Raw genomic sequence first — 25,946 nt, forward strand, 5'->3', positions numbered from 1 at the left:
AATGAAACACAAAAAGTTACTGGCTGCATCGATTGTGACATTGCTTCTTGGTTCTACGTCAACCTATGCGGCATATACAAAATTGGTTGGTCCGAAAGAAGATGGAACAGCTGTTACGCCACATGGATGGACGGTTACGCCTCCGGGTTCACAAGCGACGCTCGGTGATTTTCCAATGGGTGGTGTGTTAAGCCCTGACCATCGGTATCTTCTTGTTTCCAACGATGGACAAGGTGAGCAATCCCTTCAAGTGGTGGATGTTAACACCCAGCAAGTCGTACAGACCATTCCTTACAAATCTCCTGAAGCCCTGTATTTAGGGGTCGCCTTTAGTCCGGACGGAAAAACGGTCTATGCATCAGCGGGCGGCAATAACAAAATCCGCGTCTATGGATTTGAAAACGGAACATTGACTGAGCGTTCACCGATCATGCTTACAGATAAAAACAAAACAAACTACTACCCAGCTGGAATTTCTGTTTCAATGGATGGGAAGTCACTGTTAGTAGCGAATAATTTACATCATTCCGTTTCAAAAGTGGATCTCACCACCAATCAAATTGTAAAAACCACTTCTGTCGGTAAAAATCCTTACACAGCCGAACTAAGCCATGATGGGAAATCTCTTTATGTAAGCAACTGGGGTGAAAGCAGTATCAGTGTTGTCGACCCGGAATCGTTAACCATAAAAAGCACCATTCCCGTCGGACTGCATCCAAATGCCATTATTGAAAATACGGTGGACGGGATGATTTATGTATCGAATTCCGACAGTGATTCCATTTCCGTTATAGACCCTACTCAACAAAAGGAAATTAAAACAATTTCACTAAGCCCATATAAAAATGCACCTACAGGTAACCAGCCCAATGCGCTTGCTTTAAATGCAGATGGACACACTCTTTACGTTACGAACGGAGGAACAAACGACGTAGCCGTTGTGAACCTGCAAAAAGGAGAAGTGGATGGACGAATTCCTACTGGCTGGTATCCAAGCGGTGTCTACTTAAATGAAGATAAACTCATGGTCCTGAATGCCAAGGGTCTTGGAGCTGGTTCGAACCGGGAAGGCCAGTATATCGGGAGTATGATCAAAGGAACGATGTCATTCATCGATATTCCAGATGAGAAGCAGTTGAAAAAATATACGAAACAAGTAGAAAAAAATAATGAAATTTATAAGCCAACAGGTTTTAGTGCAAGTGATAAATTCCCAATCCCTCGCTTCGAAGGTCAAGAATCACCAATCAAGCACGTCATTTATGTAATCAAGGAAAACCGCACGTATGACCAAGTATTTGGCGATGTGGAAAAAGGAAACGGCGACCCTAGCTTAACCATCTTTGGCAAAGAGATTACGCCAAATATCCATCAACTAGCGGATCAATTCGTTTTATTGGACAACTTTTATGCGAATGCGGAAATCAGTGCCCAGGGTCATAACTGGTCTACGGCGGCACAATCCAATGATTATGTAGAGAAAAATTGGCTTGCCAACTATTCCGGACGTAACCGCGGCTATGATTTTGAAGGAGATAATGAGGCTGCCTATCCAAAAGCAGGATTCCTCTGGACAAATGCCGCTCGTTCAGGTGTAACCTACAGAAACTATGGGGAATTCGTCAACTATGACAAAAAAACAGGAAAATATGTTGCGAACGAACCTAGTATGGGCAATAACTTTGACCCGGACTTTCCTTCCTATGATCTGAAAATTTCCGATCTCACCCGGTATGAGGCGTGGGCAGAAGAATTTCAGCAATACGTAAAAAACGGGAATCTGCCACAGCTGCAAATCGTTCGTCTGCCTAACGATCACACGCTTGGAACAAAGGTAGGAGAACTAACGCCGCAAGCGATGGTCGCGCAAAACGATTATGCACTTGGAAAGCTTGTTGAGATGGTCAGCCAGTCCCCTTATTGGAAAGACACAGCCATTTTTGTGACAGAAGATGATGCCCAGAATGGATGGGATTCGGTGGATGCCCACCGCACAACATCACTCGTGATCAGCCCGTACACACAAACTGGCAAGGTGGACAGCACTCTTTATGATACCACCTCCATGCTGCGGACGATGGAAATGATCTTGGGCATGAAGCCCATGACCCAATTCGATGCTTCTGCAGTTCCAATGGTTAATTCGTTCACACATAAGCCAGCCTTTACTCCTTTTAAGGTGATCGAACCAACCTATCCGCTTGATCGGAAAAATGGGGTAAACGCACCGATGGCAAAAGAATCTGCAGAATTAGACTTTACAGGGGTTGACCATGCAAACCCTGAAAAATTAAACAAGATTCTTTGGAAAGCGACAAAAGGAGATAAACCATATCCTGGAGAGAAAAAGTCTAACTAAATCATGATGAATTGGGTGACGCAAAGTGAAAATTAGCAGCCACACTTGTATATAAGCAAACGCTATTTATTTGGTGTTATCGGTGCGGTCTAAACCCTTTGGTCACCCTTTTTTTAATGCTGTTTTCGCCAAAAATGTTGTTAATAGCAATGTTTTTTCTTCTGATCATTGCTAATACCGTGTAATTTTACATCTTTTTTGCAGATTAATCTGATATATCGGCGAATTTCCTAAGTTTATCGGCGGATTTTCACATATATCGGCGAATTCAACCACTTTATCGGCGAATTTTCAAATATATCGGCGAATCATAAAAAACAACAATCGTTTAGAAAAGAGCTTTGTTTAAACCTATAAATTTTCCCGCTCCAGCGATTTTCATATTAATGGAATGATCTATTCCTTTAAAAGGTGGTTTATTTTTCCATGAATCGATTTATTGAAGCAGCAATGAAACGGTCGGTTTTAATTCTAACCTGTGTCGCCTTGATCATCACATGGGGGGCGATGTCTGCTTTTCAGATGCAGCGCGATTATCTGCCGCCAATTAATAACACGGCCCTTATGGTTACGATTCAGGCCGACCATTATCAAGCGGATCAGGTGAAACAAACGATTGCGGCAAAGGTGGAGGAAGCAGTTCAATCTGTTGATAAGCTCAGCTACATCGAAACCAACTCATTTGATGGCGGATTCATGGCGAGTCTCTACTTCCCCAACCATACGGATATGGAAGAGGCGGAAAACGACGTACAGAAGGCCGTTGAAAAAATGGAATTGCCAAACCTTGTGAAGACACCACTTGTTTCACGGGTCAGTACGAACTCTTTTCCCGTCCTGCGTCTAAGTTTAACAAGCGAAAAAATAGAGGAAAATCAATTGCGGACATCGGTTCAAGATAAAGTGGTTAATGAAATAAAACGTGTTCCAGGCGTCATGGATATACGGGTAACCGGTGCAGGAAAAGCCGGATACGTGTTGACGCTGAAACCCGGCACACTCGAAAAACACCGTTTAACAGTAAATGATATCGAAAATGCCCTTTCTTCGATTCATCCGATCTGGCCGCAAGGGACGATAAAAGAAAACGGCGGACCGGAAGGACAAATTTCCATGCCCATCCGCGTTACAGGGTGGGATCTGAATCGTACAGACTTAGAAAACATTAAAATTCCTACGTCTGACGGAGAAACCGTCGATTTACAAGAAATCGCCACGATTAAGAGCAGTCTAGTAGACCTGCAAACGATTTCGAGAACGTCGGGACAGCCAAGTGTTCTTCTTGATGTATTAAAAACACCTTCAGCAAACGTAACCGATGTGACAGAACGGATTAATGAACGAATCCAAGCCCAGCCTGAAATCAAGTCAGGAGACGTTCACCTCTCCCTTTTATTGGACCAAGGAAAAGAAATAAACACTGCTTTAAAAGGGTTAATCAAGGAAGGGTTATTAGGAATTGTGTTCTCAGTCATCTGTGTCTTTGTCTTTTTTAGAAATGTCCGTTCCACACTGATTATTGCCTTGTCATTGCCGGTCTGCCTCCTTGCCGCAACAGCGATCCTGAAAGCGATGGATGTCAGTTTGAATATCTTAACCATTTCCGGATTAATCGTCGCGATGGGGCGAGTGGTCGATGATTCAATTGTCGTAATCGATAATATGTACAGAAAACAAATGGAACAAACGGTCCGCCAGGTATCAGTTCGGCAATTGGCAGGCGGGGTAGTGGAAATGATTCCTGCCATTGTTTCCTCCACTGCCACTACAGTCGCTGTGTTTCTGCCGATTTCGCTAATTGGCGGGATGATTAGCTCTGCTTTTTCCGGATTTGCTTGGGCCGTTGTCATTGCCCTTGTCACCTCACTGGCCGTTTCGATTTTGGTCGTACCTGCTTTAGCCTATTTATGCTGGAAAAAACAGCCCATTACGAAGTCAGTGGACGTGGAGATGACAGCGCGAAACGTACTCCAATGGGTATTTTTAAAGAAAAAAGTAATTGTAACCGGTGCGGTGGCCTTATTTGCTATAACAGTTTCGATAGCTGCTTTTCTGCCAGTGAATTTTTTTCCAAGAGAAAATGCCAATGGTGTGACCATTCAAGTGGAACTTCCGGAGCAAGCCCTGCTTGCTGATGTTGATGCTGAGGTAAAAAATATTGAAACCATCTTAAAAGATCAAACTGAGGTTGAAACCTATACTTCTACTCTTGGCTCAACGTTTACACCTATGTTTGACGATGTGTTTGATGAGGGCGGCGGTTGGATTCAAAAGCAAAATATCGCCAACATTACGGTAGGGATTAAGAAACAAACAGACACAGACCAATTCGTGAAACAATTGCGCAGCCAGCTTGGAGCGTTATCAACAAATGCGGTCTTCACCGTTGCCAATCAAAATATTGCGGGCGATGATTCGCGCTTAAAGGTGATTTTAACCGGGGAAGATCAGCGCGATCTAGATGCAGCTGCGATTCTGGTAAGAAGTAAACTGCAGATGGTCCCTGGCTTAAGTGTGGAAGGAACGGCAAATGATGCCGATGAGTCGATGAAACATTTCCTTGCGCTTAATCAGAACAAAATTCAAGACTTAGGTCTGAATGTCGATGAAGTTACGAATCGAATAAGTCGCTATTTACCTCAAAACGTAAGAATGGACGTTGCCAATGGAGAGGTAGCGATTCCGATTGAGCTGCAAATGGATACGGCTCAAGGTAAGCTCGTATCGGCTGGTGACCCGAATCCGAAAAAAACGATTCTTTCAAAAATGGGACATGAAACGTTTACAGCCAAGGATGGCTCACAGGTGTCGCTGGCGGAAATTACGACATTAGAAACGAGCAGCCAAACGGTTATCAGTGAACGGGACGGCCGTTCATTTGCTGCTGTGACCGGTAATATTGTCACAAGAGATATTGGCAAGGTAACGAGACAAGTAAATGAGACCATGAAAGGGTTGGACCTTCCTTCTGGTGTTGACTATTCGCTTGGCGGAATTTCTCAGCAAGTCAAGCAAATGGTGATGGAGATGAGCCTAGCCCTCATACTGTCGCTTGCACTTGTCCTGATGATTGTCAGTGCGGTATTTCGCGGCTGGCATGCACCGGCTGCCGTATTGATGTGTATTCCGATGGCGTTGATTGGGTCTGTTTGGGGCATGGCTCTTCTTGGCATGGAATGGAATCTGGCTGCCTTGATTGGCATGTTGATGCTTGCAGGTATTGCGGTCACCAATGGAATTGTCCTCGTCGATAAAATTGAACGGAATCTTGCTTCAGGAATGGAAGTGAGAAAGGCCATCCTTTTCGGAACTGCTACAAGGGTGAGGCCGGTGCTCATGACAGCGGGGACGACGATTCTGACTCTGCTTCCTTTAGCGGCCTCAAGCAACGGAAACACACTTGTATCGCAAACCCTCGGGGTTGTGGTTGTAGGCGGGATGATTAGTTCGACCCTTATCTGCCTCCTCATCATACCTATTATGTATGAATGGCTGAGTGTAAAGCGGAATAAAACAAAAAACCGTCAGCAGCAACCGGTATCAGCGTAAAAATTTGCTGTTATCGTCCTAGAAAACAAGAAAACTAGTGGGTGACTCGCTAGTTTTTCTTCATTTCTGCACTATTTAGAGGGAGAGGAATTCAGTCCTTATATCCAGCAAATTGGTATAGTTTTGGTTAAAATTGCCATAAACTAAGAAATCACCAAAAAAATCAGCACAGTTAATGGGGTAGTTAAGATGCAAGCATACTTTCAATTTCATTCAAAGCTTGATTCGTTCCGTCTCTTTTCAGTGGAACACCTTACGACGATGGGGATTATTTTCATTCTTTGTCTTCTTCTATTTTTAATGAGGAATGAGCTTAAAAAGGAGGAAAAGGGAAGGCATCTTCGTTTTTTTCTTGCGGTTCTCTTAGTGGTTGCTGATGTATTGGAACATCTTTGGCTTGTGGTTGAAAATGCTTGGTCTATAAGGAAAGATTTGCCGCTGCATCTCAGTGATCTCGTTGTCATACTGGCCATAGTCATGTTGCTTACGAGAAGCGAAAAACTTTTTCAATTTATGTATTTTGCGGCACTAGGTAGTTCTATTCAAGCCATCCTGACACCTGATCTTGGCAGGTTTTCGTTTCCACACTTCCAATATTTTGAATTTTTTGTTTCACATGGAGGAGTAGTGCTGGCATGTTTGTTTATGGTGGCTGCCTTCCGTTATCGGCCCACCATTCGTTCCATGTGGGTGACCATTCTACTAGTGAATCTATATGCTGTATGTGTCTTTTTCCTAAATAAGCTACTGAGAGCAAATTATCTGTTTATCATGAAAAAACCAAAAAGCACCTCCCTGTTAGAATATCTCGGTCCGTGGCCATGGTACCTCTTTTCAATGGAGCTTGTGATGGTCCTGAGCTTTTTCATACTTTACATTCCATTTTGGAACAAAAGAAAATAGCGGGGGACGGGGGAGTCAGGCAGAACGCCTGACTTTTAAACTATTACTTATAAAACAAAAATAAGAAATAGTTGATGTACATTTATGGATGTGTGCGACATAGTATGTGCATGGTTACAAAGAGGTTCCCGTGGATCTTGATTCATAAAACCGGTGATTTCCTTTAATAATGAGTCCAATATCCTTTATTGGATGCATTTCGCTCGAGAATTTTACCAAAAATGAATCCAATCCCCCTGGATGCATTGCACTCAGGAATTTCCCCAAAAATGGCTTGATGAAGGACACTTTCGCTGGGATTTTTAGCATATTGTCCTTCATCGGTTTACCTGTGGTGTCAGGCACCGCCCAATACAAGAGCTCCTTTCGTAATCGCAGCGAAAGGGGCTCTAATCTAATTTTACTTTTTATTTTGCTTCAGGATTTCTAGGACCATCGGTTTGTATTCCCAGTTGACATATAGCAGTCTTTGATCATCGAAGTAGTGCCCGTCTACTTCTGCTGCACTCTCATTTAACTTCTTAATTAATTTACCTCTCAATCATTTTTGTTTACTTTTCTTTCGGAGGGAGGTTATTTCGATCTCTGTCACTGCCTAAATTATTGTTTAAACTAATCTGCTCACTACAATTTGTGCAAACGCTATCAGCACAAACCTTGTAAACCTGCTAGAGTCATTGTATAATTTTTCGGGGTATACTAAATATTTTGTCGAAGGGTGGATGATTTGTGTTGAAAAAAGGAAAAGTTTTTCTGACTGCTATTTTAATAGCTTTTCTTGTTGTTGCGTCAGTACAAGGCTTATTTCCTGCTGGAGTAAAAGCAGATAGTGAAGCTGGTACAGGGAACACAGCAAAGTTACGTATCTTGGAAACTACGGATCTTCATTCGAATGTTATGCCGTATGATTATTATCAAGGTACAGATCAAGGAATTAAATATGGTTTGGCGAAGACTGCAACACTGATCAAGGCGGCTCGAGAAGAAGATGGAGTTAAAAACTCGATGCTTTTTGATGCGGGCGATTCCATCCAAGGGAATCCTTTGGCAACGTATGCTGCCAAAAACCTGAAGGAAGGCGAAGTTCATCCATTGTTTAAAGCAATGAACACCCTTGACTACGATGCAGCGATTGTCGGGAACCATGAGTTTAATTATGGCCTGCCGTATCTGGAGCGTGTCTTAAAAGATGTTAACTTCGATGTGATAAACGCGAACGTTTATCGTGCTGACAATGGAAAGAACTATTTTACTCCTTATGTTATTAAAGAAAAAACCTTTGTCGATGATGCAGGGAAAGAATTTACTCTAAACGTTGGTGTCATCGGTTTTGTTCCACCACAAATCATGAATTGGGACAAGTTCCATCTGGATGGAAAAGTAACAGTTGAGGGGATTACGGAAACAGCAAGAAAATTCATCCCTGAAATGAAAGAAGCTGGGGCAGATATAATTGTCGCGATTGCTCACTCCGGCTGTGACATTCAGGAAGAAGATGATCAAGAGGCTGAGAACGCTGTTTATGAATTAACGAAGGTTCCAGGCGTCGATGTCATGCTGTTTGGACATGCGCACACAACGTTCCCAGGGGCAAGTGGCTTTAACAATAAACCGGAAATTGATAATAAGACAGGACATATTCATGGCGTTCCTGCAGTTGAAGCAGGAAAATGGGGCGACAACTTAGGCGTCGTCGATTTAAAACTTGTTAAAGATGAAAATGGCAAGTGGACTGTCGATAAGCAAGCTTCGAATTCAAAGAATCGCCCGGTTTCCGTAAATACTCCATTGGATCAAGAGATTGTCGCTGGAGTTAAAGACATGCACGAGGCAACGATTCGTTATGTGAATGAAAAAATTGGCGAAACGAAGCAGCCACTGTTCAGCTTTTTCTCAAGAGTGGCAGACGATGCCAGTTTACACCTTGTGAACCTGGCGCAAATCGATTATGCAGAAAAATGGATTCCAGTAAATAAGCCGGAATTAAAAGGTATTCCAGTTGTTTCGGCGATGGCACCTTTTAAAAATAATACAAATGTTGCGGTTGGCGATCTTTCAATCAAAAGTGCAACAGATTTGTATAACTTTGACAATACGATTAAAGCGGTAAAAATGAACGGGGCTCAAGTGAGAGAGTGGCTTGAATTTTCGGCTTCATCATTTAAACAGATCGATCCAGCTAAAGAGGAACAACAAGATTTACTTGATAACTCTTTCCCTGGCTACTTATATGATGTAATTGATGGTGTTAAATACCAAGTGGATGTCACCAAGCCTAGAAGATATGACTGGAGCAAGGGTGTCCTTGAGAATGCGGATTCACACAGAATCATCAATTTTAAGATGATGGATGGTACGCCGATTAAGGATGATCAAGAGTTTATCGTTGTGACTAATAACTACCGTGCCGGTGGCGGCGGGAAGTTCCCGGGCCTAGTGGACGGAACTGCTGAGCTAGTGCTTGATTCTACTGATGAAATTCGTGATATTTTGATGGATTATATTAGAGATAGAAAAGTCATTGACCTAAAGCCGGATTACAACTGGTCGATTGCACCAGTAGACGGAAATGTAACCATGACATTTACAGCTTCCGCGGTTGCAAAACAATATCTGGACTTAGTACCAAACATTAAAGCACTTGGTGAAGAAAATGGGGGCAACCAAACCTATCAATTAGTCCCAAGTGCCAATGAAGAACAACCGGTTAAAGAAGGTTGGCAATTCGAAGCCGGCCATTGGTATTTCTATGAAGATGGCGCGGCACAAACTAGTTGGTTAAAAGATAAAGCAAACTGGTATTACCTTGGTACTGATGGAAAAATGCTTGAAAATGACTGGGTATTGTATAAAAATACCTGGTACTACTTGGGCAATGCCGGTAAAATGCTTGAAAATGGCTGGGTGGAGTACAATAATGTATGGTACTACTTAGGTAAAGAAGGAAAAATGCTTGAAAATGGCTGGGTACAGTACAAAAATGCATGGTACTATCTAGGCAAAGACGGCAAAATGCTTGAAAATGGCTGGTTACAGTATAAGAATGCATGGTACTACCTAGGCAAAGAAGGAAAAATGCTTGAAAATGGCTGGGTGCAGTACAAAAATGCATGGTACTACCTGGGCAAAGAAGGAAAAATGCTTGAAAATAACTGGGTGCAGTACAAAAACAAATGGTACTACCTCAAGAACGACGGCACCATGGCAGTAAACACAACCGTCCAAGGATACAAGGTTGGGGTAGATGGAGCATGGATTAAATAAGAAACATGAAGCCGGTACTAACGGGTTCGGTTTTAAGGTGCAAATTCAAAAAAACAATACAAAAAGGCGTGCGAACTGGCAACAGCTCGACACGCCTTTTTTCTTACCAAATCTAGAGAATCTAGCGCACTTTTTTCAGCCAGCTAACGATTCCATAAATAATTAGCAGGAACACACCCATCTCAAGAGCATGGTCGGCCAAGTTAAGAACTCCACCAGAGCGAATGATAAAATCTGTTACCTGTCCAAACAAAAGCCGATCAATGCCATTTCCAATTGCACCTCCGACTAGAAATCCGAGACTACTATCGATGAGTGCACCCTTCATTTCTCCGGTTCTGCGAAAATAGAAAACACCTATCACGAACAACACAGCCACAACGCCGAAGAGCCGTCCATAGCCTTGAAATAAACTCCCGGCCATCCCGCTATTTTCGATATGTGTGAATTGTATTCCCCATAATGTAAATGCTTCGTTTATGTCAATGTAGGTACGAATCAGATATTTAGAAAGCTGGTCAGCCCCGATAACGAGGATTGCAATTACATAAAATAGCATATAGAGCCCTTCTTTCTTGTTGAATTACTTGCCTCCTTACTCATCAGTATAATTGAACACCTAGAAAAAGCATCAAAAACGTTCTTACCTTGGAATGCTGAAGAAAATAATTTAATATTGAAATGAAAAAAAGACCTACAAACAAATTTGTAAGTCTTTTTTCGACATATACGATCTCTAGCAATTTGTACGATTTCCAGCTTTTTAAAAAGAAAAAATGCTACAACCTCAACCTTGGTAACTTTGAATCATATTCGCCATATGAGCGTATGATGCACCTGCACGAACTGCGGAAGTTACTATGATAGCTTCAGCAAGCTCTTCGCTGGTTGCTCCTTGTTTTTCTGCGTTTTTTGTATGAACGTCAATACAATATGGGCATTGAGTAGCGTTTGCAACAGCTACAGCAATAATTTCTTTAAATTTTGTAGTTAGTTTACCTGCTTTTGTTGCTGCAGCACTGAATGCTTGATAACCTTTAAAACCATCTGGTGCAAATTTGCCTAATTGGCTTAAATTCTTTAAGTTGGAACGAGCGTAGAGTACATCTGATGCATCTTGAGCCTTTGCATTATGGACATGAGTACTATGTGTAATGGTACCGCCAGCTTCAACTGCTGCTGTCACAAATACAGCTTCCGCTAATTCTTCCAAAGTAGCACCAGCTTTTTTCGCATTTTTTGTATGAGCATCAATACAATAAGGACATTGCGTTACATGAGTAATGGCCACCGCAATAATTTCTTTTTCTTTTTTCGATAGTGCACCCTCTTTAAAAACAGCCACATTAAAATCATTAAAAGCTTTTAATTGTTCTGGTGCAAGATTATTTAAATGAGTTAAATTTTGTGTATTTTCTTTTGAATAAAGATGTGATGTCATTCTTCAATCTCCTTTTAATTTTTAGTGTATCCCTCAATTAGTGAATATCATGCACGAATCAAACAGAAACAGCACCATGTGAATTTTTCACATGGTGCCTGACACAATATAATGTTTTAAAAAACTAGGAAACTCTTACTCTTCAAGCTGGAAGGCATGGGCTTCTTTTCCATTTTCATCCAGTGAGCATCGGTCGTGACTATACCTTCTTAATCTCATTTTTCACTCGATTATAAAATTCCCAATATTCTGATATCAAAAGTTAATGGGTTAACACCTTTTTATCCCAAAATTCGTTATAGTTACTCCGTACCGCTTAAAATAAGGGGCCTGCCACCGCTCGGATTTTATCGAATATGGAATGGTTTTGATGTAAGGGCATGGGGTCTCTCCCCATGCCCTATCTTACTTATAAAATATATAAATTGTATTCTATACAAGTTTTCACTATAATAATGTTTAAAATAATTTCAATTATTCCGTCATCTAAGCCCTTTCATTTTAACAAAGGAGTTTTGAGGGAGGGGGAGTCTATTGTGATTGAGTCCGTTAGAAAAGCTTGTCAAATTATAAGTTGTTTTTCAAATGAAGATCCTGCCTTGGGGATTGGAACGATTGCGGATAAACTAGGCATGAATGTTAGTACTGCCCATCACATCGTCTCCACATTATGTGATGAAGGGGTATTGATGAAGGATAATCGGAAAAAATATCGGCTTGGCTGGAAATTACTAGAGTGGAATAATCATGTGATGTTTCAGCAAGATGTTTACGAAAAAGCGATGCCATTGGTAAAGGAATTGATCAATCGATTTAGAGGAACTGTCCATATTGCCATGTTTGATAAAGGGACCGTTGTGTTTGTTTTAAGGGTATCTTCCCAGGAATCGACCCCCATCCAAACGTACATCGGGTCAAGGAAACCAGCCTATGCCACGAGCTCTGGAAAGGTTTTGCTTGCGTACAATCCAATATTTCTACAAGAGACTATTAATCGGGGGTTGTCATATGAGGCCCCCAATACCATTACAGATATTCATCAGTTAAAAAAAGAGCTAGCGGAGATTCGGAAACATGGCTACTCTATCAGTAATAATGAAAATTCAGATGGCATGTATGGGATTGCAGCACCGATTTTTTCCTATTCAGGCGACATACTGGCGGCAGTTAATTTAGTCGGACCCACTTCCTATATGCAAGGCAGTAATCGAGACATGATCATCCAAAGTGTCAGAAATACGGCGCAGTCCATCTCAAAAGAATTAGGGTATATTGAAATTTAATCCGAGCCATTCTATAACATTTTATGGAGGTGTTCTTTATTATTAAGCATACGGACCCCAAGACATTTGAGGCAGAATTCTTAAGTTTTGTAAACAATTATGTGAAAAAGCAGGGCGGGAAAGGCCCTAAAAGTGCCGAAGTTCGATTTATGGGTGATACTATCGTTTATTTCCTCCGCGGCATATTAACAGAACGAGAAAGAAAGCTCATTCAAAGCCCAGAGGGACAAAGGGTCGTGATAGAGTCAAGAAGAGTATTTTTAGAGATGGATAAAGAACATCGAATTGCCAAGTTTGAGGAATTTCTTGGATGCAAGGTGCTCGAAAACTATGAATCTTGGAATTTGGAAAATGACTCAGCAACAGCCGTATTATTATTGGAAAAAAATATGTGGAAAAGCTCCTAAAAGTTTTTATTTACAATATGCAGAATATTCGGTATTATGATGATTACAACAAACGTATACAGTTGCTCCTGTATATCTATAAACCATGCCTAGCAATGGGTGGTCTTTAAAGAAGGCAAACCATAGCTGTTCTAGATTGTTCCGATAGGAATGGTCTGTGCAGTTATGGTTTTTTTGTTGTCCAGCTCCAGCGCCCTAGCGGCTAGTGTCCTTCGCTCACCGCCCTACGATAAGTCAACATCGGATCGCTCCGCTCTCCGTGTTTCCTTTATCTCAGTTGGAGTGCTCCAGGTCATACGCCGCTGACCAGGGCGCTTACGCTTTTCTTGTTGTTCAAAATTTAAAAAGGAGAAAAAGCAGATGACGAATCATGTACTTGTAGAAAGAAATGTAGTGTTTGGTAAGACGGAAAAGGAATATTTAACGGCGGATCTGTATAAGCCGACACTGATAGTGGAAGATTTGCCGGTTTTAGTATTGATTCATGGCGGTGCCTTTCAAACGGGTTCGAAAGAAATGTATAAAGACTGGGGGGAAAAGCTTGCCGGGGAGGGCTATTTCGTAATGGCAATTAACTACAGGCTGGCCACTTCCTCCTATTCAACCTATCCAGGCGCTTTAGAAGATTTAGAGATGGCTATGAATTGGCTGGTTTTTCAAGCGAATGAAAGGGGGTTAGATGTTGGCAAGATTGGTCTTATCGGGGATTCAGCCGGTGCCTACTTAGCTGCACTTTTCGCGTTAAAGGTTCGGCCATTTAGTTATAAGATCTGTTCTGTTATTGGTGTGTATGGCGTGTATGATCTAGTAGCGGAGTGTCTACATCCCGTTCGGGAGCGGAAAAATAATATGTTTGAAAAATTACTTGGATTACCCTTTAAGGAAAATGAAAGGGCTTTCGCTGTGGCTTCACCAGTTACGTATATTGACGAGGCTGTCACCAGCCCAACATTTGATACCAACTTTTATCTAATTTGGGGTGGGAAAGATCAGATCCTGAATCCTTCACAATCATACGTTTTCTATGAAAAATTAACAGAAGCAAACATTGAGGTAGAGGTCACGGAAATAGAAGATAAAGGTCATTTCTGGTTTAATCTATTACCCGGCATTGAAGGAGGGGCTGTTTCTGATTATCCAAACCATCTTCTTTATCCTAAAATCATTTCTTTTCTTAAGAATACCGTTCAACAGAGTCATAGAGTGAATTTTTCCAAGAGGCAAATCGAAGTATTAGCTCAATTTGAAAATTTACCATTAATCAATTAAAACTGGAGGTCATGTGTAATGAAAAATAATGCCTATGTAGCCGTAGAAAATCAGCCAACCAAACGGGGATCTGCTGAAACGAAACCTTTGAGTAAAATAACTATCTTAGTCACAGTTATTTGTTGGCTGACTATTTTTATTGAAGGCTATGATTTAGTTGTTTACGGTGCGGTCCTTCCATCCCTTATGGATCCAAGTGAATGGGGCTTGTCCGCCACACAGGCAGGGGCCATGGGAAGCTATGCCCTATTGGGGATGTTTATTGGGTCGTCTGTTGGTGGTGTTCTTTCCGATAAATTTGGAAGAAAACTAGTGTTACTTGCCTCTTTGGTGTTATTGTCCATCATGATGATGCTGTCGGCTTTGGCCCTTTCGCCAGATAGCTTTGCTGTATTCCGTTTTATTGCTGGATTAGGAATAGGGGGAATTGTTCCGGCCGCATCTGCCTTAACCACGGAATATTCACCGGCAAAATATCGTTCGTTAGTCTATGTATTAATGTATACAGGTTTTGCTTTTGGCGGAGTAGCGGCAGCGGTTTCCGGCATGCTGTTCATTGCACCTTTCGGCTGGAGATTTTTATTCTGGTTGGGTACGATCCCGATTCTAATCGTACCGTTTGCCATGAAGTATTTGCCAGAGTCTATCAAATTTTTACAGGCATCCAATCAGCAAACGAAAGCCCAAAAGCTGATGGAAAAACATCATTTGGCAGAGGAAGTGGCTGGTGATGAGGAAGTGACAGGGAAATCCAATAGCTTGGTCAGTATTTTTTCAAAAAAATATTTGGCCTCCACCGTGTTATTCAGTTTCATTTATATCTTGGCATTTCTCCTCATTTACGGCATGAATACGTGGCTTCCAAAAATCATGCAGCAAGCAGGTTATCCGATGAATTCGAGTTTGGCGTTTTTGCTTATCTTTAATCTGGCGGCTATTTTCGGCGGAATTATAGCAGGAGCAGCAGCGGACCGGATTCGTCCGAAAAAAGTCATTTCTTTTACCTATTTTTTAGCCGCATTAAGCATCGCCCTACTTAGTATCAAGTTCAATATCGTGATCATATATCTGCTTATTGCGGTCGCAGGGTTTGGAACTACGGGCACAACTTTTGTCCTTGCGAGTTATGTGATGAAACACTATAATTCCCAGAATCGTGCCACAGCCATCGGGATCTCTTCTGCTATCGGACGTTTTGGTGCAGTGGCCGGCCCAATCCTTGTTGGAATCATTCTAAGTATGGGTGTGGGCTTCCGCTTTAATTTTTATTTGTTTGCCATAATAGCAGCTATTGCTTCCGTAGTGATTTTGTTCGTACCGACAAATCAATCTAATCAGCAATAGTAAATATTTTAAAAAAATTCAACCAATTTCACATTATGAAAAAACTCAATTTTACTGAAAGCGCTTTTTCACTATATTGGTATTAGAAACTTAGTAGACTTCAAGGGTTAGAGATCTTCTGACGATTTACTAAGAAAAATAATAAATTGGAGGAATTATAAATGGCTACGATGACAAAATTAAATGCTTTTAACTTAGTGAAATGGATTGAAGAAAATAAGGATCAACTCAAGCCGCCAGTAAATAATAAGGTGCTTTGGGAGGACTCCGAATTTATCTGTATGATTCTTGGCGGGCCGAACAAACGCCGTGATTTCCACGTCGATCCTTCAGACGAATTCTTTTATCAAATTAAAGGCGATTGCTATGTCGAGGTTATTAATAATGGCAAACGCGAAGTCGTAACTGTTAAAGAAGGAGAAGTATTTATGCTGCCGGCGAATGTGCCGCATTCGCCGCACCGTGTTGCAGATACCTATGGGCTGGTTATTGAACGAAAGCGTGCAACAGGTGAACTGGAAGATTTCGTTTGGTTCTGTGATAACTGTGACAAGGAAATGCACCGCAAAAGCGTGCAATTAACGAATATTGAAACACAAGTAAAAGGCGCGATTGAAGAATTCAATAGTAGCCTAGATCTTCGCACATGTGAAAGCTGCGGCCACGTAATGTCAGAAGAAGTAGGGTTATGGAAATGAGAGTAGATTTTCATACACATATCATTCCCGAAGACATTCCAAGCTTCGCCCAAAAATTTGGCGGCGAACGCTGGCCGACGCTGGAGAAAACATGTTCCTGCGGCGCGAACATCATGGTCGCCGGGAAAGTGTTCCGTGAAGTAACGGACCAGGTATGGAGTCCGGAAAAAAGAATCGAGGATATGGATAAAGAAGGTGTCGATATCCAAGTCTTGTCGCCGATTCCTGTGACGTTCTCTTATTGGGCCGAACCGGAAGCGGCAGAAGAAATGTCGAAAATTCAAAATGATTTTATCGCAGATACCGTGAAAAAGTATCCGGACCGCTTTATCGGCCTTGGAACGGTTCCATTGCAGGATGCTGAGGTTTCGATTCGCGAAATGGACCGCTGTATTCATGAGCTTGGCTTAAAAGGCATCGAAATAGGGACGAATATTAACGGTAAAAATTTGGATGACCCCGCTTTTACGAAGTTCTTTGAAATGGCGGAAAAATGGGAAGTACCATTGTTTATTCATCCGTGGGAAACGTTAGGCAGGGAACGGATGCCGCGCCATAATTTCATGTACACCGTCGGCATGCCAAGTGAAACAGCATTGGCTGCTGCCAGCTTAATCTGCGGCGGTGTGATGGAGCAATTCCCAGGCTTAAAGATTTGTTTCGCCCATGGCGGCGGGTCTTTCCCGTATATCCTGCCGCGTTTGGACCAAGGGTGGAAGGTATGGCCTGAATTGCGTCAAATCAGTAATCCGCCTAGCCATTATGCGAAAAACTTTTACTTTGATTCTTTAAATTATGATCCGTTAAACATCAAATATTTAGTGGATCGTTTTGGGCACGAAAAAGTGGTGATGGGTTCGGATTATCCGTTTTTATTAAGGGAAATTCCGCCTGGAAAGGTCATTGATGACACGGTAGAACTGACGGAAGAACAAAAACAGGACATGTTAGGCAGAAATGCGCTTGCCTTTTTAAATATTGAAATAAAGGAAGAGATCAAACGATGAGTACACCAGAGGAAAAGCTAGCGGAATTAGGTCTGGAGTTGCCCGCTTTACGTCCAGCACATGGAGACTACGTAGGTTGTGTGAGAACCGGGAATTTGTTGTTCACCGCCGGCCAGGGCGTGGACCAATACCACGGGAAACTGGGCCGGGATTTATCAGTGGAAGAAGGGTATTTAGCCGCACAGCAATCGATGCTGAACCTTTTAAGTGTGGTGAAAAATGAACTTGGCGAACTAAGTAAGGTCAAGCAGTTCGTTAAAGTGCTCGGAATGGTCAATAGCACGGAAGAGTTTACCGACCAGCCGAAAGTGATGAATGGTGCATCTGATTTACTCATGAAACTATTTGGTGAAAAAGGAAAGCATGGCCGTTCAGCGGTGGGAATGGCGCAATTACCGAACAATACCGCAATTGAAATTGAGATGATTCTTGAGATCGAGGAATAGGAGGAACGGGTATGGCGAAAGAATTAGTAGCTGAAAATACCATCATTCAAGATGCGAAGCTTTTTATCAATGGAGAGTATCGGGATGCACTCACTGGGGAAACGTTTGACTCCCTTAATCCTGCAACAAATCGAAAACATGCTTCGGTGGCCAATGGCGGCCAAGAGGATGCGAAGCTTGCCATTGACGTCGCCCAACGCACGTTCGTGAGCGGCGTTTGGAGTAACATGCCTGTTGAAGAAAGATCAAAAATCCTCTGCCGGATGGCTGATTTAATTATGGAAAATGTCGACCGGCTGGCACTTATTGAAACATTAGATGTCGGAAAGCCGATAAAGGAAAGCCGCGGCTTTGATATTCCACGCGCTGCCCAAAACTTCCGCTTTTTCGCTGAGATGGCGAAGTACATGGTACATGAGCATTTTGATATGAGCAATCACATGTCCTATGTCCAGTATGCACCTGCTGGTGTCACAAGTTTAATCATTCCATGGAACTTGCCGTTTATGCAAATGACATGGAAAGCCTCTGCTGCTTTGGCGGCAGGAAACACCGTCGTGATTAAGCCGGCATCCTATACACCATTAAGTGCCGTATTACTTGGCGAGATTGCCAATGAAGCAGGATTGCCGCCAGGTGTCCTGAATATCATCACCGGCCCAGGAGGCACAGTCGGAAATGTGATGGCGTCCCATCCATCGGTCCGTAGAATTTCGTTTGTCGGTGAGTCCAATACCGGTAAAACGGTCATGCGCAATGCCGCTGAAAACCTAATCCCTGTTTCCCTAGAACTTGGAGGCAAATCGGCAAATATTGTCTTTGAAGATGCTGATTTAGATGAAGCGGTTGCCGGTTCGATTGAGGCGATTTACCGCAACCAAGGTGAAATTTGTTTAGCTGGTTCGCGAATCCTTGTTCAAGAAAGTATTTATGACAAGTTTTTGGATAAGTTTGTTACAGCGGTGAAGAAAATAAAAGTCGGTGACCCAACTGACGAATCGACGGATATGGGGGCGCTCGTGTCAAAAGGCCATTTACAATCTGTTGATGAATACGTACAAATCGGGCTTGCAGAGGGTGCAAAATTGGCCCATGGCGGTAAGCGGGTTGAGGGTCTCACAGAAGGAAACTTCTATGAGCCGACTGTTCTTTATGATGTAAATAATAAAATGCGCGTTGCCCAGGAAGAAATCTTCGGACCTGTACCGGTGATCATTCCATTTAAAACGGAAGAAGAGGCAATTCAAATTGCCAATGATTCCATCTACGGCTTGGCAGGTGTTGTGTGGACAAATGATTTAAGACGCGCAAACCGCGTGACATCACAAGTTCACTCCGGCTTATTATGGGTGAATTGCTGGTATGTCCGAGACTTACGCACACCATTTGGCGGAGCTAAAGCGAGCGGCATTGGCCGTGAAGGCGGACGTCATAGTTTTGATTTCTATACAGAAGCGAAAACCATTACAATGAAAAAATAAAGAAATAAACAAAAGGTGACACATGCTCACCTTTTGTTTATTTCGAATGAGGAGGGTATTCTGGTGGCAGTACGAACGATTGAGTATGCACATGAACTATTGAAAGCGGAAGAAACGCGGCAAGCGGTCCAAGCCTTGACGGATCGCGATGAGCTGTTAACGGTGAAAGATGCCTATCAAATACAATTGGAAGCGATCAATGTAAAGCTGGCCCAAGGGAAAAAAGTTATTGGAAAAAAAGTAGGGTTAACAAGTGCAGCTATGCAAAAAATGCTGAACGTGAATGAACCGGATTATGGCCATTTGTTAGATGAAATGCGTGTCGAGAATGACGCAACGGTAAAGGCGGATTCGATGATCTCGCCTAAGATTGAAGCGGAAATCGGTTTTGTTCTTGCAGAGGATTTAGTCGGACCGAATATTACCTATTTAGACGTGATGATGGCAACCAAATATGTGGTGCCGACACTCGAAATTATAGATAGCCGGGTAGAAGACTGGAAAATCAAATTAATTGATACAGTGGCAGATAATGGTTCTTCTGCTAAAGTTGTCGTGGGCGATAAATATACAGCGCTCGACGGTGTTGACTTACGTACAGCTGGCATGTCTCTATTTAAAAATAATGAACTTCTTGCAACAGGTGCAGGTGCGGCGGCACTTGGCCATCCGGCACACGCGATTGCCTGGCTCGCCAATAAATTACATGAATTCGGAATTACTTTGAAAAAAGATGAATTAATTTTACCAGGAGCATTATCCGGCGCCGTACCGGTTGCTGCCGGGGACACCATTGAAGCGAAGTTTGGTGCACTTGGGTCGGTAACGGTTCATTTCGAATAATGCGATCCGGCTGGGGTTATGTGTAAATTGGTATCAGCCCCATGGGCAAAAATAAATAAAGTGAGGGCATAAAGGATGACTCTACTAACAAATAAAAACAAAGAAATTATTGAGTATTTGTATACGGCAGAGCGTGATGTACGGGAAGTCATTAAAGTGACGGACGAATATCCGGAATTAACCGTAAAGGATGCGTATGAATTACAGTCCGGTTTACTGGCACGCAAATTAGCGGAGGCTGGCACGAAAACGGTCGGTGTGAAGTTAGGTTTAACAAGCAAAGCGAAGCAAGTGATGATGGGCGTCAATGAAGCAATCTATGGTTATTTACATAGCGATATGCTCGCTTTTGAATGGGAAGCGGTTTGCTATTCAGAGTTGATCCATCCAAAAGTGGAACCAGAAATTGCTTTTTTATTAGGGAAAGACTTACAAGGTGAAAACGTAACGGAAGAGGACGTCTTAGAAGCAACCCAATATGTGGCGCCTGCACTTGAAGTGATTGACAGCCGTTATAAAGATTTTCGCTTCACCTTAGTGGATGTCATTGCGGATAATTGTTCTTCCGCTAAATTTGTCGTGGGAAGTAAATGGGTTTCACCAAGCTCGCTTGATTTAGGGAACGTCGGCATGGTCATGTCTAAAAATGGCGAAGTGGCCCAAACTGGTTCGAGCACAGCGGTACTAGGGCACCCGGCTACTGCAATTGCCTGGGCCGTAAACGAACTGGGAGCCCGCGGGAAAGGACTAAAAAAGGGAGATATCATCCTGAGCGGTGCGATCACCGAAGCCATCGCATTTAAGCCCGGAGATTCGGTGATTGCAAATTTTGAAGGCTTAGGCAGTGTATCCATGTATTGTAAGTGAGTGAACAGAAGAGAGTGCTACCCATAGTGGCATCTCTTCCTTACATTCAAATATAGGATATGGGACTTTCTATATAGCGTTATGCTGATGCCATAAGAAAAAATAGTTTGCAAGAAAAATAGTAAAGTGCATATTTACGTCATTTATATGAGGTGAGGAAAATGAAACATAATGACAATTTCCAGGATATTATCGAAAGGGAGAAAGGATTAAATAAGAGTTTAAAAACCTCCCAGCTTACCATGATTGCTATTGGCGGTGCGATAGGAACTGGATTATTTTTAGGTAGCGGTCTTGCAATTGGCAGTGCGGGTCCAAGCGTGATAGTAAGCTATGCGATTGGTGCGTTAATCGCGTTGCTGCTGATGGGGTGCCTTTCTGAAATGACCGTTGCTCATCCGACTTCAGGATCATTTGGTGCTTACGCTGAACGATATTTGAATCCTTGGGCAGGGTTCGCTGTTCGCTATTCCTATTGGTTTAGTCTTGTTTGTGCAGTTGGCACGGAAATCACTGCGGTTGCCATTTACATGAAATATTGGTTTCCGACTGTTCCAGGGATTGTGTGGATTTTACTATTTTCTGCTTTGCTTCTTTATGTAAACGCTACCAGTGTAAATGTGTTTGGTGCTGTTGAATATTGGTTCTCCCTTATTAAAATTATCGCCATTGTTGGTTTTATTATCTTAGGGGCTTATGTCATTGTTGGAGGGAATCAAACAAATATCGGTACACAAAACCTAACGATGCACGGTGGTTTTTTCCCAAATGGGTTTTGGGGAATGTGGATTGCAATCTTTGTTTCACTCTTTAGTTATTTAAGTATTGAAATGATTGCTGTTAGTGCCGGGGAAGCGGAAGACCCTGAAAAAGCCGTGCCCATTGCACTTCGCTCTGCGGTTATTCGACTGATCTTATTTTACTTATTAACGCTTTCCCTTATGGTCATGATTGTGCCGTGGAGTTCCGCAGGTTCAGACAAAAGTCCATTTGTAAAAGTGATGGAGATTCTCCACATACCGGGAGCAGCTGGAATCATGAATTTTGTTATCCTTGTTGCTGCGCTTTCCGCTATGAACAGTCAATTATATATTTCTACTCGAATGATGTTTTCGTTATCACGTGCAGGATATGCCCCTAAGAAGTTAGGGCAGTTAAGCAAAAATAAGGTTCCTGTCATTGCTTTATCTACTTCAGCAATCGGGATTGCAATAGCGTCGGTTTATTCAGTTGTTTCCCCTGAAACAGCATTTGTACAAATGATCTCGATTTCAAGTTTTGGTGCGATGTTTGCTTGGTTCATGATTTTTGTGACACATTTCTTTTTTCGTAAAAAATGGAATCAGCAAGGAGGCCGGAAGCTTCCTGTACAAATGATAGGTTATCCTTACTTAACCATTTTGGGTGCAATTTTGTTAGCATCTGTCGTTTTATCTACTTGGTTTTCTCCTATGTTTAAGGATACCTTACTACTTGGCTTTCCAGAGTTAATTTTCATATCAGTTGCTTATTTTATTTGGAAGAGAACTAAGTCAAAAAGTCACGATGAAAGTATAAGCAACAAAGGTCCCAGCTTATAAAAATCTATTAAACTAATATAAAGGATGACGTAAAATGATCAAATTTGAGGACAGTTGGGAGTTTGCTAAGAGGAAGGACCGTGAAGATGTTTTAAGGGATATACGGGAACGGTTTTGTATTCAGGAAAATGTGATGTATATGGATGGAAATTCATTAGGGCTATGCTCGAAGGACGCGAAAGAAGCTTTATTCCATGTGATTGATTTGTGGGAGAAACATGGAATTGGTATTTGGGATGTCGAGGATAGTAAATATTTTCTGTATCAAAAGGTTCTTGGTGCAAAACTTGCTCAATTGATTCAGGCAGATGACGATGAAGTCACGGTTATGACAAATACAACCATTAATATCCACCAAGGGATTAGTACATTTTATAAGCCGACACGAGACCGTTACAAAATCTTAGTCGATGATCTTAATTTTCCTACAGATCGGTATGCCATTGATAGCCAAGTAAGATTAAAAGGGTATGACCCAAAAGATGCGGTTAAAGTCATAGCAAGTTCTGATGGTAGGTTTGTTTCTGAGGATGCGATTATTGAAGGAATGACAGAAGATGTGGCATTGATTTTGCTTCCTTCGGTTTTATACCGGAGTGCACAGCTGCTTGATATGGAACGTATTACGAAAGAAGCACATGATAGAGGAATTATTATTGGTTGGGATTTATGCCACTCTATCGGAATCGTTCCGCATGATTTCAAACATATTAATCCTGATTTTGCCGTTTGGTGCAATTATAAATATTTATCAGCGGGACCGGGTGCTATTGCCGGTTTCTACATTAATAAAAGGCACTTTGAAAAGGAGCCGGGTTTAGCTGGATGGCATGGAAATAACAAAGAAACTCAATTCAAGCTGCTCAATGAGTTTGATCATGAATTAAACGCTCATGGCTGGCAAACGGGGACACAGCCGTTATTCTCTATGGCACCACTAGAAGGGGTTCTAAACATTTATCACAAGGTTGGTATGGAAAAGATTCGTGCGAAATCATTGGATATTACCAGATATTTGATGGATCTGGCGGATGAACGTTTGGCGAAATATGGTTACATCATTGGAAACCCTCGCGAAGATCATAAACGGGGCGGCCATATTTGTCTTGAACATGAGGAAGCTTACCGCATTTGTAAAGCACTGAAAAATCGTGGTGTTGTGCCAGACTACCGTGAACCGAATGTCATAAGGCTTGCGCCAGTACCACTCTATGTTTCATATGAGGAAGTGTATCGACTCGTGGAAATCCTTGAGGAAATAGCGATTAATATGGATTATGAGAACTATAGCAATAAACGTACACTTGTTGTATAAGAGGTATTCATTTTTAAAAAAAGAGGTAGATTACAATGAGTATTTTAGAAGAAAGAGATTTTAAAAGAATATCCTATGGCCGCAATGAAAATCAATTTGGGGATTTAAGGCTTCCTGCGGCGGGGGATGGGCCGTTTCCTGTTGCAATTGTTATTCATGGAGGTTTTTGGCGAGCAGGATTTTCATTGGATCATATGAATCCATTCGCTGAAAGTTTAACAGCACAGGGCATCGCTACTTGGAGTATAGAATATCGGCGGGTTGGTCAAGAAGGTGGAGGATGGCCAGGCACTTTCCAGGATGTTTCAGAAGCGGCTGATTTTGTTCGTACTTTGTCTGAAAACTATCCGCTCGATTTAAACCGTGTTGTGACAATTGGTCACTCAGCCGGCGGACATTTAGCATTATGGGCGGCTGCCAGGCACAGGCTTCCTCAAGATAGTATATTGTCTAGACTTGAAAATCCGTTATCCATAAAAGGGGTTATTAGCTTATCGGGGGTTAGTGATTTAGCACTTATGTGTGAAGTCCATTATCTGAGGGAAATCATAATAAAAGCCAATGATAATCCCACTCGAGACCTAATGGGAGGTAATAATAAGGACTGTCCAAGTAGGTTTGCTGAATGTTCACCTATTGAACTACTACCAATCGGCGTACCTCTTGAAATTATTCACGGATCACTAGATATAAATGTGCCAGTTGGTATTAGTGAAAAGTTTGCAAAAGCTGCTGAATATGCGGGAGATGATGTTGCCCTTAAAGTTCTTCCTAATTCAGAACATTTTAAACTCATCAACCCAGATTCAGAAGAATGGGCCGTAGTATTAGAATCCATTCTTTCATTAATCAATAAAGATTAAACCAAAATCTTTTAGAACAGTACCAATAAAAATACCTAAAGAAACCTAATCAGGGTTGTGAATTCTAATATCTCACAACCCTGTTTAATGTAAACTTTTTTGTTAAAATTTGTCCTCATCTTTTGCTGATTTTATTATAAAATGTTATTTATATCCAGCTTATTCAGGATGTTTCCTTTTTAAGGTTTAGAAGGGTGAAGGAAAGCTCAGGAGAATATTTTTCATTGTAGAGAATATATACAGAATAGGAATCTAAGTACGGAATTTCTGGTTAAGGGAGAAATCTTATGAATAAATTAGTAAATGACAATTTGTATGAAACGAGAAATTACCTAGTAAAAGAGATTGCTTTATTAAGTGATGCTCAATTTAATAGTAAGCCGGATATGAATAAGTGGAGTATTGCACAAGTTTGCCATCACTTAGTTTTAGTGGAAGAGGCATCTCTAAAGGCTATTGCATGGGGATTAAAAGAGATTGATAGTGCTCAAAGAGAACGTAAAAAAGTTGACCTTATATTATTGGATAGAACGAAAAAGATTAAAGCTCCAAAAATCGTTGAACCAGATGTCGAACCATTTGAGGTTCAGCAAATAATTAATTTGTTACACGATTCGAGAAAAAAATTGATGACTTTTCTTAGTACTATAGAAGATAAATCCATATTGGCGGAAAAATCAGTGAAGCATCCTGCTATTGGTGAATTACCTCTTGATCAATGGATTGAACAGATATATTTGCATGAACAGCGGCACATAGAACAAATAAAAGAGATAAAATTACTTTTATGTTGACCATGGGGACGGTCTGAACATATCCCTGTCAAGTAGACAGTAATAAAAATAACCACCCTTCTTCAGCAGCCTACAGGGTAGTTGATTGAGGGTGCACTGTCAAGTGCTATTCAGAACTGAAAAATATTTGTATAAAATTATAAGTTGCACCCTTTGAAAAAAAGATTGATCAAAATAATCATTTATTTGGTCAAACTTTTTAATAAAGCTACAGTAAATCATTCAAAATGATT

At 41.7% G+C, this 25,946-nt stretch carries 20 protein-coding genes; 18 read left to right on the plus strand and 2 right to left on the minus strand.

Going from position 1 to position 25,946, the window contains the following annotated elements:
- Position 1: 1 nt before the first annotated feature.
- From ACIQXV_RS00965 to ACIQXV_RS00980, 4 genes are all read left to right on the plus strand, one after another.
- Positions 2 to 2,359, plus strand: coding sequence for a bifunctional YncE family protein/alkaline phosphatase family protein (locus ACIQXV_RS00965; RefSeq protein WP_402954673.1), 2,358 nt, complete (start codon positions 2 to 4; stop codon positions 2,357 to 2,359).
- Positions 2,360 to 2,785: 426 nt separating this feature from the next.
- Positions 2,786 to 5,908, plus strand: coding sequence for an efflux RND transporter permease subunit (locus ACIQXV_RS00970; RefSeq protein ID WP_402954676.1), 3,123 nt, complete (start codon positions 2,786 to 2,788; stop codon positions 5,906 to 5,908).
- 189 nt (positions 5,909 to 6,097) lie between these two features.
- Positions 6,098 to 6,811 carry a YwaF family protein gene (locus tag ACIQXV_RS00975; protein ID WP_402954679.1) on the plus strand — a complete coding sequence of 238 codons (714 nt, stop codon included), beginning with the start codon at positions 6,098 to 6,100 and terminating at the stop codon, positions 6,809 to 6,811.
- 729 nt (positions 6,812 to 7,540) lie between these two features.
- Positions 7,541 to 10,075, plus strand: a complete 2,535-nt coding sequence (locus ACIQXV_RS00980; RefSeq protein WP_402954682.1) for a bifunctional 2',3'-cyclic-nucleotide 2'-phosphodiesterase/3'-nucleotidase — start codon at positions 7,541 to 7,543, stop codon at positions 10,073 to 10,075.
- A gap of 121 nt (positions 10,076 to 10,196) precedes the next feature.
- Here ACIQXV_RS00980 and lspA read toward each other — a convergent pair whose 3' ends face one another.
- Complete coding sequence (lspA, locus tag ACIQXV_RS00985; RefSeq protein WP_402954685.1) at positions 10,197 to 10,634, minus strand: signal peptidase II; 438 nt, start codon at positions 10,632 to 10,634, stop codon at positions 10,197 to 10,199.
- A gap of 228 nt (positions 10,635 to 10,862) precedes the next feature.
- On the minus strand, positions 10,863 to 11,516 hold the full coding sequence (locus tag ACIQXV_RS00990; RefSeq protein ID WP_402954688.1) for a carboxymuconolactone decarboxylase family protein: 654 nt from the start codon (positions 11,514 to 11,516) through the stop codon (positions 10,863 to 10,865).
- A 536-nt stretch (positions 11,517 to 12,052) separates the two neighbouring features.
- Between ACIQXV_RS00990 and ACIQXV_RS00995 the strand changes: the two genes are divergently transcribed.
- The 14 genes from ACIQXV_RS00995 to ACIQXV_RS01060 all read left to right on the plus strand — a co-directional run bounded on the left by ACIQXV_RS00995 (position 12,053) and on the right by ACIQXV_RS01060 (position 25,713).
- A complete protein-coding gene (locus tag ACIQXV_RS00995; protein ID WP_066092845.1) occupies positions 12,053 to 12,799 on the plus strand; it encodes an IclR family transcriptional regulator in 747 nt (248 codons plus the stop codon).
- A gap of 23 nt (positions 12,800 to 12,822) precedes the next feature.
- Positions 12,823 to 13,206, plus strand: a complete 384-nt coding sequence (locus tag ACIQXV_RS01000; protein WP_402954692.1) for a Na-translocating system protein MpsC family protein — start codon at positions 12,823 to 12,825, stop codon at positions 13,204 to 13,206.
- A 360-nt stretch (positions 13,207 to 13,566) separates the two neighbouring features.
- Complete coding sequence (locus tag ACIQXV_RS01005) at positions 13,567 to 14,475, plus strand: alpha/beta hydrolase (protein ID WP_402954694.1); 909 nt, start codon at positions 13,567 to 13,569, stop codon at positions 14,473 to 14,475.
- Positions 14,476 to 14,493: 18 nt separating this feature from the next.
- A complete protein-coding gene (locus ACIQXV_RS01010; RefSeq protein ID WP_402954697.1) occupies positions 14,494 to 15,819 on the plus strand; it encodes an MFS transporter in 1,326 nt (441 codons plus the stop codon).
- A gap of 161 nt (positions 15,820 to 15,980) precedes the next feature.
- Complete coding sequence (locus ACIQXV_RS01015; protein ID WP_402954700.1) at positions 15,981 to 16,517, plus strand: 3-hydroxyanthranilate 3,4-dioxygenase; 537 nt, start codon at positions 15,981 to 15,983, stop codon at positions 16,515 to 16,517.
- A complete protein-coding gene (locus ACIQXV_RS01020; protein ID WP_402954703.1) occupies positions 16,508 to 17,524 on the plus strand; it encodes an amidohydrolase family protein in 1,017 nt (338 codons plus the stop codon). Before ACIQXV_RS01015 ends, ACIQXV_RS01020 begins: the two co-directional genes overlap by 10 nt.
- Entirely contained in the window at positions 17,521 to 17,970 is a 450-nt protein-coding gene (locus ACIQXV_RS01025; RefSeq protein ID WP_402954706.1) for a RidA family protein, read from the plus strand. The genes ACIQXV_RS01020 and ACIQXV_RS01025 overlap by 4 nt, the downstream gene beginning before the upstream one ends.
- An 11-nt stretch (positions 17,971 to 17,981) precedes the next feature.
- Positions 17,982 to 19,451 carry an aldehyde dehydrogenase gene (locus ACIQXV_RS01030; RefSeq protein ID WP_402954709.1) on the plus strand — a complete coding sequence of 490 codons (1,470 nt, stop codon included), beginning with the start codon at positions 17,982 to 17,984 and terminating at the stop codon, positions 19,449 to 19,451.
- Between the two features lie 63 nt (positions 19,452 to 19,514).
- Positions 19,515 to 20,294, plus strand: coding sequence for a 2-keto-4-pentenoate hydratase (locus ACIQXV_RS01035; protein ID WP_402954712.1), 780 nt, complete (start codon positions 19,515 to 19,517; stop codon positions 20,292 to 20,294).
- Between the two features lie 75 nt (positions 20,295 to 20,369).
- Positions 20,370 to 21,161 carry a 2-keto-4-pentenoate hydratase gene (locus tag ACIQXV_RS01040; protein ID WP_402954715.1) on the plus strand — a complete coding sequence of 264 codons (792 nt, stop codon included), beginning with the start codon at positions 20,370 to 20,372 and terminating at the stop codon, positions 21,159 to 21,161.
- A gap of 161 nt (positions 21,162 to 21,322) precedes the next feature.
- Positions 21,323 to 22,741: an amino acid permease gene (locus ACIQXV_RS01045; RefSeq protein ID WP_402954718.1), complete on the plus strand. Its 1,419-nt coding sequence runs from the start codon at positions 21,323 to 21,325 to the stop codon at positions 22,739 to 22,741.
- Between the two features lie 34 nt (positions 22,742 to 22,775).
- On the plus strand, positions 22,776 to 24,056 hold the full coding sequence (gene kynU / locus ACIQXV_RS01050; RefSeq protein WP_402954721.1) for a kynureninase: 1,281 nt from the start codon (positions 22,776 to 22,778) through the stop codon (positions 24,054 to 24,056).
- 35 nt (positions 24,057 to 24,091) lie between these two features.
- Complete coding sequence (locus ACIQXV_RS01055; protein ID WP_402954724.1) at positions 24,092 to 24,919, plus strand: alpha/beta hydrolase family protein; 828 nt, start codon at positions 24,092 to 24,094, stop codon at positions 24,917 to 24,919.
- Positions 24,920 to 25,206: 287 nt separating this feature from the next.
- Positions 25,207 to 25,713, plus strand: a complete 507-nt coding sequence (locus tag ACIQXV_RS01060; RefSeq protein WP_402954727.1) for a DinB family protein — start codon at positions 25,207 to 25,209, stop codon at positions 25,711 to 25,713.
- The last annotated feature ends 233 nt before the right edge of the window (positions 25,714 to 25,946 follow it).

This window comes from Neobacillus sp. NPDC097160 (assembly GCF_044762155.1).
Lineage (GTDB): Bacteria > Bacillota > Bacilli > Bacillales > Cytobacillaceae > Neobacillus.